General features: G+C 54.5%; 11 protein-coding genes. 7 read left to right on the forward strand and 4 right to left on the reverse strand.

All coding sequences use genetic code 11. The annotated features are described in order from the left end of the window. Positions 1–104: 104 nt before the first annotated feature. Positions 105–2951 carry a two-component system sensor histidine kinase RcsC gene (rcsC, locus tag AL479_RS01260; RefSeq protein ID WP_061074761.1) on the reverse strand — a complete coding sequence of 949 codons (2847 nt, stop codon included), beginning with the start codon at positions 2949–2951 and terminating at the stop codon, positions 105–107. Between the two features lie 174 nt (positions 2952–3125). On the opposite strand from rcsC, the gene atoS reads away from it, so the two are divergent. The 7 genes from atoS to AL479_RS01295 all read left to right on the forward strand — a co-directional run bounded on the left by atoS (position 3126) and on the right by AL479_RS01295 (position 11383). Beyond that, complete coding sequence (gene atoS / locus AL479_RS01265; protein ID WP_061074762.1) at positions 3126–4952, forward strand: two-component system sensor histidine kinase AtoS; 1827 nt, start codon at positions 3126–3128, stop codon at positions 4950–4952. After that, on the forward strand, positions 4949–6334 hold the full coding sequence (atoC, locus tag AL479_RS01270) for an acetoacetate metabolism transcriptional regulator AtoC (RefSeq protein ID WP_061074763.1): 1386 nt from the start codon (positions 4949–4951) through the stop codon (positions 6332–6334). Before atoS ends, atoC begins: the two co-directional genes overlap by 4 nt. Positions 6335–6531: 197 nt before the next feature. Beyond that, positions 6532–7194, forward strand: coding sequence for an acetate CoA-transferase subunit alpha (gene atoD, locus AL479_RS01275; RefSeq protein ID WP_058586854.1), 663 nt, complete (start codon positions 6532–6534; stop codon positions 7192–7194). Further along, positions 7194–7844, forward strand: coding sequence for a 3-oxoacid CoA-transferase subunit B (locus AL479_RS01280; protein WP_061074764.1), 651 nt, complete (start codon positions 7194–7196; stop codon positions 7842–7844). The genes atoD and AL479_RS01280 overlap by 1 nt, the downstream gene beginning before the upstream one ends. Beyond that, the gene (locus AL479_RS01285) at positions 7841–9163 is read left to right on the forward strand and encodes a TIGR00366 family protein (protein WP_061074765.1); all 1323 of its coding nucleotides are present in this window, start codon (positions 7841–7843) and stop codon (positions 9161–9163) included. The genes AL479_RS01280 and AL479_RS01285 overlap by 4 nt, the downstream gene beginning before the upstream one ends. A gap of 30 nt (positions 9164–9193) precedes the next feature. Beyond that, positions 9194–10378 carry an acetyl-CoA C-acetyltransferase gene (locus tag AL479_RS01290; RefSeq protein WP_061074766.1) on the forward strand — a complete coding sequence of 395 codons (1185 nt, stop codon included), beginning with the start codon at positions 9194–9196 and terminating at the stop codon, positions 10376–10378. Between the two features lie 249 nt (positions 10379–10627). Further along, complete coding sequence (locus AL479_RS01295; RefSeq protein WP_061074767.1) at positions 10628–11383, forward strand: MurR/RpiR family transcriptional regulator; 756 nt, start codon at positions 10628–10630, stop codon at positions 11381–11383. 94 nt (positions 11384–11477) lie between these two features. On the opposite strand, the gene AL479_RS01300 is transcribed toward AL479_RS01295, so the two are convergent. The 3 genes from AL479_RS01300 to AL479_RS01310 are packed head-to-tail and all read right to left on the reverse strand — an operon-like array spanning position 11478 to position 13901. Further along, positions 11478–12494, reverse strand: coding sequence for a Gfo/Idh/MocA family protein (locus AL479_RS01300; RefSeq protein WP_061074768.1), 1017 nt, complete (start codon positions 12492–12494; stop codon positions 11478–11480). Between the two features lie 11 nt (positions 12495–12505). After that, positions 12506–13522 carry a PTS glucitol/sorbitol transporter subunit IIB gene (gene srlE / locus AL479_RS01305; protein ID WP_061074769.1) on the reverse strand — a complete coding sequence of 339 codons (1017 nt, stop codon included), beginning with the start codon at positions 13520–13522 and terminating at the stop codon, positions 12506–12508. Beyond that, a complete protein-coding gene (locus AL479_RS01310; protein WP_061074770.1) occupies positions 13503–13901 on the reverse strand; it encodes a PTS glucitol/sorbitol transporter subunit IIA in 399 nt (132 codons plus the stop codon). The genes srlE and AL479_RS01310 overlap by 20 nt, the downstream gene beginning before the upstream one ends. Positions 13902–13904 lie beyond the last annotated feature (3 nt).

Raw genomic sequence — 13904 nt, forward strand, 5'->3', positions numbered from 1 at the left:
CTTTCAGTTGCAAAATGCCTGATGGCGCTCCGCTTATCAGGCCTACTTACGGAAAACATACACGTTCTGTAGGCCGGATAAGGCAAAGCCGCCATCCGGCATTTTTACCCTCGCGTTTTCCTGACCCGCTCCGCATACACCGCCAGCGTCTGCCGGATAACATCCAGCATAACCGGCTTCGACAGACAACTGTCCATCCCCGACTCCAGACAGCGCTGCTTCTCTTCGGCTAAGGCGTTGGCCGTCACCCCAACAACCGGTAAAGTCAGCCCCAACTGACGTATGCGCTGCGTCAGACGATAGCCATCCATATTCGGCATGTTAACGTCGCTCAGCACGATATCGATATGGTTTTTGCTCAGCACGTTCAGGGCATCCACGCCGTCATTGGCAGTTTTGCACTGATATCCGAGCGATCCCAACTGATCGGCCAGCAGGCGGCGGTTAATCGGATGATCGTCAACCACCAGGATCATCATGTCATCATTGGTGGCCGCCGCTTTTTCCGGGGCCGGTAATGCGGAGGAGAGCGCCTCATCGTCCAGCTCAATACGGTAGATCCGGGCCAGCAGCGCCGGCAGTTCATGCGGCGACGCCACGCTGTGCACCCATTCACCCGGCACCCTTTCCAGTGGAATGCCAATATGGCGCCGACAGAAAATCACCGCCGCCCGCCCCTGCCACGGCTGTTCCAGGGCATCGTCGGTGATCAACACGTCGTCACTCGCCGGTGTCTGCCCTTCATAACGCATCACCTCGACACCGTTACGCGTCAGGCTGTTTTCCACAAACTGGCACAGAGAAGCATTACGCACCGCCAGCCAGCAGCGTGTTCTGGCAAGTCCATCAAGCCCTTTTTTCGCCGGATACTGCGCGCCATACAGTGGAATACGCACCGTAAACTGGCTACCCATCCCTGGCTCGGAATCGACCGAGATGTCACCATCCATCATGCTGATCAGCTTTTCACAAATCGCCAGTCCCAGCCCCGTACCCTGGAAATTGCGCTGCACGCCCGTACCGACCTGGAAGAACGGATCGAACAAGCGCACCACCTCTTTCGCCGGGATCCCGACGCCGGTATCCCGCACCCGGATGCTGAGATAATCATCGTCGCGGCTGACATGCAGCACAATGCAGCCCATGTCGGTGAATTTAATCGCATTGCTCAGCAGGTTAGAAATCACCTGCTGCAGGCGCATCGGATCGCCATTAAGCGCAACCGGCACATTCGGTTCGATAAAGCAGTACAGCCCGAGCTGCTTGCGCACCACCAACGGCAGATAGTTCGCGGTAATGTGGCTCATCACCTCACGTGGCGAGAACTCGCGCGGCTCAATTTTCAACTGCTCCGATTCAATTTTCGAGAAGTCGAGAATGTCACTGATGATTTTCAGCAGCAAACTGGAGGAGTTATTCATCGCCGTCACCAGGCGATCGACCCCTTTTGGTAATTCTTTGGTTTGCAGCAGATCGAGGTTACCGATGATGCCATACAGCGGGGTGCGCAGCTCATGGCTGACGGTCGCCAGGAACATCGATTTCGACTGACTCGCCTGTTCAGCCGCCTGCGCCATCTCCTGCAACGACTCCTCCATTTTGACGCGGGCGGAGACATCCACCAGCACGCAGATCGCCACGTTTTCATTGCGATAGCGAGAATGGACGAAGCTAATCTGCAAATTGGTGTTATTGCTGGTCAGCACATCGACAAAGTTCACCTGCTGCCCACAGATGATTTGCGTCAGCCGCTGTCGATCCTCATGGGTGAGCATGTTCAGGTAGGTGTGCGCCAGCTCGTTACTGAGGATGTTAATACCGTCAACGGTGCGCAGAATACAAATCCCGACCGGCGCGGACGCGACAATCTTACGGTTAAACTGCTCATGCTCTTCCAGACGCTGGGCGTCACTTTCCGCCGGAATAAAGATCCGTCGTTCGTACATCCGCGCGAGGGTAAACAGCGCCGCGCCCACCAGCACGTTCAGCAGAATGGCATTCAGAATCAGCATCCGGATCCGTTCCAGCACCAGATCGACCGGAACGGAATAAACAATGCTTAACGAAGACGGCGGCAGATTTTTCTTCAGCACCAGCTCACGAAAGCCCGGCGTATAGCCAAACCAGGAGCGCTCCTGCATCCAGCGAGGTTCCGCCTTGATGGTGCCCTCCGGCCCGGTCAGTGAAATCAACGCATGCCCATTTTCATCCAGAATGGTCACGCCCATCGGCAGACTGCCCGGCGTAAAGAAGTTTTCCATCCGAATGGACTGTTCAACGCCCAACAGCGCCTGCAGGCGATTTGCCAGATAAACCGGCGTCAGCGCGTAGAAATAGCCGATCCCCGGACGCGGCCCCTGCGCCACCCAGTAGAGATTGTTTCCGGATTCATCCTGTGGCGCATTGCGGTACTTCATAATCCGCTCGTGCAGCGTTTTCAGCGCGTTATCGCGCTCGACGGGCATATCGCGCAGGCCGAAATTCGCCATGCAGAGGTTATCGCTGCCGATGAGAAAAACACGATTCAGATCGTACGCAGCGGAAAAGTTGTCACGCCAGTAGCGCATGAACCACGCCAGCGACTCCAGCGATCCGCGCCAGGCGTTGCCCATTGCCGCGCAGTCGGAATCGGCAAACAGCGGCTGAAAGGTCGGCACCTCGGTTTTATCGTCACGCGCCCGCGAAGACAACACGCCGTTCTCCGCCGTCAGGCGATTCTCCGCGATGTACTTGAGTTCTTTCATCACATCCGACGTGCGCTGAATGTAACGCTGGGCCTGATCGGAACTGAGGTTAAACTCCTGGCGGATCTCAGACTCCCGCTGATGCAGGGCATTCACGATGTAGAACACCGAGGCAAAGGCAATGAGCAGCCAAATCAACAGCGCCAACGCTCTGAACAGGTAGCGCGAGATTTTCAGGGTCGTGCGAAAGGATGCAAGGTATTTCAAAAGGGCGAAGCTCCGCCTCAGGCGATAAATGGAGTGTGGTTAAGGTAGCGGTAAATGCGCGGCGTCGCAATGCCCGCGCCTGCGTTTGCGGGAATATGATACACCGCTGAGAAACCGTTGCCGCAACCCCCGATAATTGGCGTTTGTCAGAAAATGGGTCACAGGGATGCCAGCATGCGCTTTTTGAGAGGGTTATACCCGCGACGCTTACGCAATCAGATGATCCTGATGGCGATCCTGATGGTCATCGTGCCGACGCTATCGATTGGTTATATCGTAGAAACCGAAGGACGGTCAGCAGTCTTATCTGAAAAAGAGAAAAAATTATCTGCCGTTGTACACCTGCTCGATCAGGCGCTGGGCGATCGCTTTACCCATTTTACGGCGCTGCCGCGGGACGAACGTATTCAGGCGTTGAATGCCGAACTCGGCCCCATCACCGAGCGGATCACCCAGGCGTTTCCGGGCATTGGGGCGGGCTACTATAACAAAGCGCTGGATGCGATTGTGACCTACGCCCCTTCCGCGCTGTACCAAAATAACGTTGGCGTGACGATTGCTGCCGATCACCCCGGACGCGAAGTGATGCGCAGCAATGCCCCGGTCGTCTTTTCCGGCCGCCAGGTGCGCGGCGATATTCTTAACTCCATGATCCCCATCACCCGGGATGGCGACGTGCTGGGCTACATCTGGGCGAATGAATTGACGGAAGATATCCAGCGTCAGGCGTGGAGGATGGATGTGCGCATCATTGCGGTGCTGGCGGCAGGTCTGCTCTGTAGCCTGCTCTTGATCGTGCTGTTTTCCCGACGCCTTAGCGCCAATATCGACATCATCACGGACGGTCTGTCGACGCTGGCGCAGAAAACGCCGGCACAACTTCCCAATCTGCCTGGCGAACTGGGGCAAATTAGCCGCAGCGTTAACGCACTGGCGCAAACGCTGCGTGAAACCAAAACCCTTAACGATCTGATCATTGAAAACGCCGCCGACGGGGTGATCGCAATCGACAGACAGGGCGATGTCACCACCATGAACCCTGCGGCAGAAATGATTACCGGCTATACGCTCAATGAACTGGTCGGTCGCCCCTATGCCACCCTCTTCTCCGACCCTCATTTTGCCAGCCCGGTTCTCGATACCCTGGCGCACGGGACGGAGCATCTGGCACAGGAAGTTAGCTTTCCGGCGCGTGATCGCACCATTGAACTCAGCGTCACCACCAGCCGGATCCATAACCCTGATGGTGAACTGATCGGAGCGCTGGTGATTTTTTCCGATCTGACCGCACGCAAAGAGACACAGCGTCGTCTGGCGCAAACCGAGAGACTCGCCACGCTGGGTGAACTGATGGCCGGGGTAGCGCATGAGGTGCGTAATCCGCTCACCGCCATCCGTGGCTATGTGCAGATCATTCGTCAGCAAACCAGCCTGCCGGTACATCAGGAATATCTGTCCGTGGTGCTGAAAGAAATTGATTCTATTAATCGTGTCATTCAACAGTTGCTGGATTTTTCCCGACCACGACAAAGCCAGTGGCAGCAAGTACTGCTCAATTCGCTGATCGAAGAGACGCTGATTCTGGTACAAACCTCCGGCGTACAGGCGCGGATCGCGTTCAACGTCGAACAGGATAAAGGGCTGCCAGCCATCGTTGCCGATCGTGAACTGTTAAAACAGGTGATCCTCAATATTCTGATAAATGCCGTGCAGGCCATCAGCGCACGCGGCGAAATCCGCATTCGCACCTGGCAATACTCCGCCACACAACAAGCCGTCATGATTGAAGATAACGGCTGTGGGATCGATATCGCGCTACAGAAAAAGATCTTTGATCCCTTTTTTACGACCAAAGCCTCTGGCACGGGGCTTGGACTCGCGCTCAGCCAGCGCATTATCAATGCCCATCAGGGCGATATTCGCGTTGCCAGCATACCCGGATGTGGCGCGACGTTTACCCTTATTTTACCGATCAACCCACAGGGAAACTTGTCAGTATGAAAACCCGCTACCGTATCCTGATTGTGGATGACGAAGATAACGTTCGTCGCATGCTTACCACCGCCTTTTCGCTACAGGGGCATGAAACGCACTGTGCCAGCAACGGGGAGGAAGCGTTGCAGCGCTTTGCCGACGCCCCGCCGGATGTGGTGCTGATGGATATCCGCATGCCGGAAATGAACGGGATTGACGCCCTGAAAGTCATGCGCACTCAGCAACCACGCATCCCCGTGATCCTGATGACCGCTTACGCCGAAGTCGAAACTGCCGTCGAAGCGTTACGCAGCGGGGCGTTTGATTACGTGATCAAACCTTTCGATCTCGATGAACTGAATTTACTGATCCAACGCGCCCTGCAGCTGCAGGCGATGAAACAGGAGATCCGCAGCCTGCATCAGGCTCTGAGCACCAGTTGGCAATGGGGACATATTCTGACCAACAGCCCACGGATGATGGATATCTGCAAAGACACGGCGAAAATTGCCCTGTCACAGGCCAACGTCCTGATCAGTGGTGAAAGCGGCACCGGCAAAGAGTTGATTGCGCGTGCCATTCACTACAACTCGCGCCGGGCAAACGGTCCGTTTATCAAAATCAACTGCGCCGCGTTACCGGAGTCACTGCTGGAAAGCGAGTTGTTCGGTCATGAAAAAGGGGCCTTCACTGGCGCACAAACTCAGCGTCAGGGGCTGTTCGAACGCGCCCATCAGGGAACGCTGCTGCTCGATGAAATTGGCGAAATGCCGCTGGTGCTCCAGGCAAAATTGTTGCGCATCCTACAGGAGCGGGAATTCGAACGCGTGGGCGGGCATCAGACGATTCAGGTGGATATCCGCATCGTCACCGCCACCAACCGGGATCTCCATGCGATGGTGAAAGAAGGCGCTTTCCGTGAAGACCTGTTCTACCGTCTGAATGTGATTCATCTGCAACTTCCCCCGCTGCGCGAACGACGGGAAGACATTGCGCTGCTGGCTAACCACTTCCTGCAGAAATTCAGTTCGGAAAATCAGCGTGACATTATTGAGATCGATCCGGCGGCCATGTCAATGCTTACTACCTGGCCCTGGCCCGGAAACATCCGCGAACTCTCGAACGTCATTGAACGGGCGGTGGTGATGAATACCGGTGCCGTCATTTTTGCAGAAGATCTGCCCGCCCCGCTCCGCCAGCCGGTGAGTGGTGGCAGCGAGATAAAAGCCACGCAGCCCAGTGAGCGCAATCTGAAAGAAGAGATTAAACGCGAAGAAAAGCGGATCATTATCGAGGTGCTTGAACAACATGAAGGAAACCGCACCCGCGCCGCCCTGATGTTAGGCATCAGTCGACGCGCCCTGATGTATAAACTGCAGGAATACGGTATCGATACGGCAGGTTTATAGCACCAGAATCTGCTATGCAGAATTTTGCACAGTGCGCAAAATTCTGCATAGCCTCCGCTGACTCCCCGCGCAAAACCAGTATAAATAATCTTTGTTATTCAACAAATTAATTAATTTTCTCATCCGTTAGCCATTCTGGCATCCCGCTTGCTATTCCCTTTGCGTACCCAAAATGGAGTATGCAAAAGGGAAACATAATGAAAACAAAACTGATTACCTTACAGAACGCTGCCGGGTTCTTTCGTGACGGCATGACCATCATGGTTGGCGGTTTTATGGGGGTAGGGACCCCGCCCCGCCTTGTCGAAGCCTTGCTTGAATCCGGCGTCAGAGACCTGACACTGATCGCCAACGATACCGCCTTTGTCGATACCGGTATCGGCCCACTGATCGTCAATGGCCGGGTGAACAAAGTCATTGCGTCCCATATCGGCACCAACCCGGAAACCGGGCGTCGGATGATTGCCAAAGAGATGGACGTTCAGCTGGTGCCGCAGGGTACGCTGATTGAACAGATCCGCTGCGGCGGCGCTGGGCTCGGCGGTTTCCTGACCCCTACCGGCGTCGGCACCATTGTGGAAGATGGCAAACAAACCCTGACGCTCGACGGCAAAACCTGGCTGCTGGAGCGACCATTGCGCGCCGACCTGGCACTCATCCGCGCGCACCGTGCCGACCCTCTCGGCAACCTGACCTACCAACTCAGCGCCCGCAATTTCAACCCGCTTATTGCCCTCGCCGCCGATATCACCCTGGTGGAACCTGACGAACTCGTGGAGACAGGCGATCTGTTGCCTGACCAGATAGTCACCCCCGGCGCCGTTATCGACCATATCGTCATTCCACAGGAGAGCAAATAATGGATGCGAAACAACGTATTGCGCGCCGTGTGGCGCAAGAACTTCGCGATGGTGATGTTGTGAACTTAGGCATTGGCCTGCCGACGATGGTCGCCAACTATCTGCCGGATGACATTCATATCACCCTGCAATCAGAGAACGGATTTCTCGGACTGGGACCGGTCACGACCGCGCATCCCGATCTGGTGAACGCCGGTGGTCAACCCTGCGGGATTTTGCCGGGTGCGGCGATGTTCGATAGCGCGATGTCATTCGCATTGATTCGTGGCGGTCATGTGGATGCCTGCGTACTGGGTGGGTTGCAGGTTGATGAACAGGCTAACCTCGCGAACTGGGTGGTGCCCGGCAAAATGGTCCCTGGTATGGGCGGCGCAATGGATCTGGTAACCGGAGCGCGCAAAGTGATTATCGCGATGGAACACTGCGCGAAAGACGGCTCGGCGAAAATCCTTCGCCACTGCACCATGCCGCTGACGGCCCAGCATGCGGTGCATATGCTGGTCACCGAACTCGCCGTGTTCCGCTTTATCGACGGCAAAATGTGGCTGACGGAAATCGTCGACGGGTGCGACCTCGATACTCTGCGAGCAAAAACAGAAGCGCAATTTGACGTTGCCGCCGATCTGGTCGTTCAGCGAGGTGAAGCATGATCGGCCGTATCTCGCGTTTCATGACGCGCTTCGTCAGCCGCTGGCTGCCCGATCCCCTGATTTTCGCCATGCTGCTGACGCTCTTGACGTTCGGCATCGCGCTGTGGCTGACGCCGCAAACGCCGATCAGTATGGTGCGTTTCTGGGGGGATGGCTTCTGGAATCTGCTGGCCTTCGGGATGCAGATGGCGTTGATCATCGTAACAGGTCACGCACTGGCCAGTTCTGGTCCGGTGAAAAACCTGTTGCGCACCGCTGCCTCTGCCGCGAAAACGCCCGCGCAGGGCGTGATGCTGGTGACGTTCTTCGGCTCCGTCGCCTGCGTCATCAACTGGGGCTTCGGTCTGGTGGTGGGGGCGATGTTTGCCCGTGAAGTTGCCCGTCGCGTGCCAGGATCCGATTATCCGCTACTGATTGCCTGCGCCTATATCGGTTTTCTGACCTGGGGCGGCGGCTTCTCGGGCTCGATGCCCCTGCTGGCGGCAACGCCGGGTAACCCGGTTGAACACATTGCGGGCTTGATTCCGGTCAGCGATACCCTGTTTACCGGTTTCAACCTCTTCATCACCCTCGGTCTGATTGTGGTCATGCCGTTTATCACCCGCATGATGACGCCAAAACCGTCGGATGTTGTCAGCGTCGATCCGAAACTGTTGATGGAAGAGCCTGATTTCCAGAAGACCTTGCCGGCAGATGCGCCTCCGTCAGAAAAACTGGAAGAGAGCCGTATCCTGGCGCTGATCATTGGGGCGTTAGGCATCGCTTATCTCGGGATCTACTTCGCCGAGAAAGGGTTCAACATCACCATCAACACCGTCAACCTGATGTTTATGATTGCCGGTTTGCTGCTGCACAAAACGCCGATGGCCTATATGCGCGCGATTAGTGCCGCCGCGCGCAGCACCGCCGGTATCCTGGTGCAGTTCCCGTTCTATGCCGGTATCCAGTTGATGATGGAGCACTCCGGTCTCGGAGGACTCATCACCGAATTCTTCATCAACGTCGCCAATAAAGACACCTTCCCGGTCATGACCTTCTTTAGCTCTGCGCTGATCAACTTTGCCGTGCCGTCAGGCGGCGGTCACTGGGTTATTCAGGGACCGTTTGTCATGCCAGCCGCGCAGGCGCTAGGGGCCGATCTCGGTAAATCCGTGATGGCGATTGCCTACGGCGAGCAGTGGATGAACATGGCGCAACCCTTCTGGGCGCTTCCCGCACTGGCCATTGCCGGGCTGGGGGTTCGCGACATCATGGGGTACTGCATCACCGCCCTGCTTTTCTCCGGCGTCATTTTTGTTGTCGGCCTGACCTTTTTCTGACGGCAGCGACTCACTTTTAAGGAACAGAAGATGAAAAATTGTGTCATCGTCAGCGCGGTACGTACCGCCATCGGCAGTTTCAACGGCGCGCTGGCTACCACCAGCGCCATCGAACTTGGCGCAACTGTGATTAGCGCCGCGCTGGAACGCGCGCACCTCGATCCGCAGCGTGTGGACGAAGTGATCATGGGCAACGTGTTGCAGGCCGGTCTGGGACAAAACCCGGCACGCCAGGCGCTGTTAAAAAGCGGCCTTAGCGAAACCGTCTGCGGGTTTACCGTCAACAAAGTCTGTGGTTCAGGGCTTAAAAGCGTCGCACTGGCCGCCCAGGCGATTCAGGCCGGTCAGGCACAGGCGCTGGTCGCTGGCGGCATGGAAAACATGAGTCTGGCCCCCTATCTGCTGGATGCGAAAGCCCGCTGGGGTTATCGCCTCGGCGACGGCCAGTTGTCGGATGTGATTCTGCGTGACGGTCTGCTCTGTGCCACTCATGGCTATCACATGGGGATCACCGCCGAAAACGTCGCCCGCGAATACGGTATCAGCCGCGAAATGCAGGATGAACTGGCGCTACTCTCTCAGCAAAAAGCGGTCGCCGCCATCCATTCTGGCGCCTTCCAGGCCGAAATTGTGCCGGTCAGCGTCACGTCGCGTAAAAAAACCATTGTCTTTGACCGCGATGAATTCCCCAAGGCTGACTCAACCGCAGAAGGTCTTGCCGCACTGCGCCCGGCGTTTGATAAGGCCGGTACCGTCACCGCCGGTAATGCCTCAGGGATCAACGACGGCGCGGCGGCGCTGGTGGTCATGGAAGAATCCGCCGCCCTGTCGGCAGGGCTGAAACCGCTGGCGCGCATTAAGGCATATGCCAGCGGCGGCGTCGCGCCAGCGCTGATGGGGATGGGGCCGGTACCCGCCACGCAGAAGGCACTGCAACAATGCGGATTGCAGCTTTCAGATATCGATCTGATTGAAGCCAATGAGGCCTTTGCCGCGCAGTTCCTTGCCGTCGGCAAGACGCTGGGCTTCGACCCACAAAAGGTGAACGTGAACGGAGGCGCGATTGCGCTTGGGCATCCTATCGGCGCCAGCGGCGCGCGGATCCTGGTAACATTGCTGCATGCGCTTTCCGCCAGGGATAAAACGTTAGGGCTGGCGACGCTGTGCATCGGCGGCGGTCAGGGTATTGCAATGATTGTGGAAAGGATGAATTAACTCCTGCGTCCCCCGGTTATACACAAAATCATTCAGATGGCATGGACGCCTCTCCTGTCATCCCCGGACACTGAGATCACGCTGTGGCCGGGGATTCTGACAAATCTGTCAGGTACAGATTTATACGTCGCAAAGCGACGGGCCGTCAGGGTGAGGTTCATGGATGAACCGAGTCGTTCCGCAGCCAGTACAGAGGCTGCTTGAAGGATAAAGTGTATCTGTCATAATAAACAAAACCGAGGGACCTCAATGAACATTATCGAACAACTTCAGTTACTGGTAAAAACAGGTACGCACGCGGAACAAACAATTAGCCGTTACATTCTGGCTACATTATCGGGCGCGGAAAAACTGACGTCGACGGCAATTTCAAAAAAGACGCAAACCAGTCAACCCTCCATCGTTCGCTTTGCACAATCTCTCGGTTATACCGGTTTTACTTCATTTAAATATGATTTAATTAAGTGTCTGCGCAGCGAACCTGAGGCACTGCTTCCGGCCCAGGCAACGAAAAACAATGTTATTCTTGGCGAGTTTATTAATAATAATAACCCTGCGGCCCTTAATACTTTCTTTGAAATTATTAATTCCAGCCGTAACCTCTATTTCTGTCATCCGCGAGAACTGAGTTCATTACTCAGCAATATCATTCAGGACTATAGTGATATTGGCAAAGTCTGCATTCCCGTGGAGTACCAGAATGCCCATTCATTGCTGACAAACACCCTGACGGATTGTGATTCCGTGATCCTGCTGCCTGGACTCAAAGATGAGCCGGATAATCAATTGATTACCTTGATTCGTGAGCATGAAGCCGCCTCACTGGCTGTCGCCAGCCATCAGAGCGGCGCGACGCTTGCCGATGTAACCTTATATACGCCCCAGTCCAGCGTCAGCCCCCTCAGCTTCGCCGCACTGAAAATGTCATTACACACGCTTTTTTTCCACGCGCTGCAATATTGCTATCTGAATATGAATAATGAAAAGGCGCCTCATAAACGCTGATCATCGACCGGGTTGTGGGGGAATAAATAACCCTGCCTTAATCAGAGAAATTAAAGCCAGAAAAACTGTTTATGAGGCGTAAACTACCGATTAATTATAACTGCACAATACGTCCTGTCGATAACGAATGATGCACGGCTTCGCAAATTAACGTCGCCTGCAGCCCATCATCTGCGGTTGCCAGATAAGGGGTATCAAATAATATGTGTTCAACAAAATCATGTATTGGCTGAATCCCATAGCCACTGGCTTTATTATTAACGTAATTAATAAAATTATAATTTGGCGTTGCACTGCGCTGAGGGGTGAACATTTCATATCCCCGCAACTGTGCGTCGGCACGATAATAGTTATTCTCGGTAATAACAAAACTGCGACCATCATTTGCTTTGGGGAATGAAGGTGGTAAGCACCACCCCACTTCAACGGTCCATTGCGCGCCATTATCAAAGGTGACGAAAGACTGAATGGTGTCCCAGGAATCAATGCCTTCCGCTACCAGCTTCTTCTTCTGCCCTATCGCATAGACGCTCACAGCATTGGCGCCGTTCATATAATATCGAATCAAATCAAAACAATGCGTTCCGAGGAAATGAACGGGAGAACTCTCATTCGCCCATGACAGCCAGTTTTTAGGCACGTCGATAATATCGTCCATGCTCATATAGCCACGCAGGACCTGGCCAGTTTCGGGTTTCAACAGCTCATGGTGAATATGCTGTGCCATCCCGTCCCAACGCTTGTGGTAATCGACGCCAATCTTCACGCCTTGTTGCTGCGCACAGCGGATGATTTCCCGACATTCCGCTGACGTCGTCGCCATCGGTTTTTCAATCAGTACATGTTTGCCCGCGCTGATGGCCTCAATCGTGGCATCAAAGTGGAACGGATCCGGCGTAGCGATTGACACCAGATCTACGTCCGTTGCGGCAAACAACTCCTCAAGTGAGGCATAACCAGGTACCTGAAACTCCGCCGCAACGTTGGCGCGGATATCCGGATTGATCTCGCAAAACCCAACCAGGTTCACCCACGGATTATAGTGATACGCATTGATATGATGTTTGCCATAAATACCGGCCCCCACCACCGCAGCATTGATTTTGTTCATTACGCACTTCCTCAGTTAAACAAACCAAACGAAAACAGATAACCGATGGCCACCGCCAGAGGCGCGGTAATCATCCGTGACAACAAGAAAGAGGGCACACCAAGACGAATGGTTTTCTCTTTCGCCTCCTGCATGGAAAGCCCTACGGGAATGAAGTCGGCACCGACCTGGACGTTAATTGCGAACAGCGCCGGTAACGCCATCAGCGGTGAAACCACCCCGCTACCGATTAGCGTTCCTACCAGCACGCCAACGACCTGCGCAATCGCCGCACCGGGAGCCAGAATGGGAGAGATGAAGGGCAGACCACAGATAATGGCAATCACAAACAGGCCGGTTAACGAGCCGGCCAGCGGCGACAGCGCATTCCCGGTCCACTGACCAATCGCGGTCTCCTGAACCAGAGCGATCAGAACCGAGATAAAGGCCATAAAAGGGATCACGTTTTTAATACACAGCTCGACCGATTCACGCGCCGAGGAGTAAAGCAGACTGACAAAGTTACCGATCCCCGTCGCAAAACGCGTCATCAACTCCAGCGCGGTGTTGGTTGCGGAACCGCGTGGTTTTGCCTCCACCCGATCGTTTGCTACGGCACCGGCATTGCCTGCCGGAAGAGGCTCACTGAACTCAACGTTTTCCTCCCCGGTGACCGGTTGATTAATGGTTTCAATCAGCGAAAGCGATTCAAGACTGACATCAGAGACATAGATATCTTCGGTGATATATTTCGCCAGCGGCCCCATCGCGCCAGTCGGTAGCACGTTGATTGTCTTGATTCTTTTCTGTGGATAAATGCCACAGCGCAGTGAACCGCCACAGTTGATGACCACACAAAGGATTTTCTTATCATCCGGCATGGCGTCAAAGCCGTTAACCACTGTCATCTCCAGCATTTCACCCAGTTTTTTCGCGACCGGATCAATGGTTTTCCCGGTTAGCGACAGGATCACCATGCGGGTATCGCGATATAAATACATGTCATCGCCAATCCCTGAATGACCTTTTTTAATCAGTACGGTTTTCATTGGTTTTCCTCATTATTGTCAATGGGCCAATCAATTCATTTACGGATGGAGAACAATGACTTTTTACGTGTAATGAACCATAGGCTATTGGCTTTTCAGCCCCGTCAAATACCACCGTCACATGACCTAACTCGCATAAATTTTGCCATGCCGCCTCTCCCCAGCAGGTTATATTCCAGGTCTGATGATTAATCTGCAGAACATAATCCATTGCTTTTTGTAATGGGGTAACATCACAAACAATATTCTTAATGACCAGTACATAATCGAGATAATCTTCCGGAGCGCGGTCATTAAAGGTAATCAACATGCCATTAAGCAGTCCCTCTTCCACTTTTCTTCCAGCCTTTACGACGTCAGCCGAAAATAGTACTTTCATTGT

This window comes from Citrobacter amalonaticus (assembly GCF_001559075.2).
Classification (GTDB): Bacteria; Pseudomonadota; Gammaproteobacteria; order Enterobacterales; family Enterobacteriaceae; genus Citrobacter_A; species Citrobacter_A amalonaticus_F.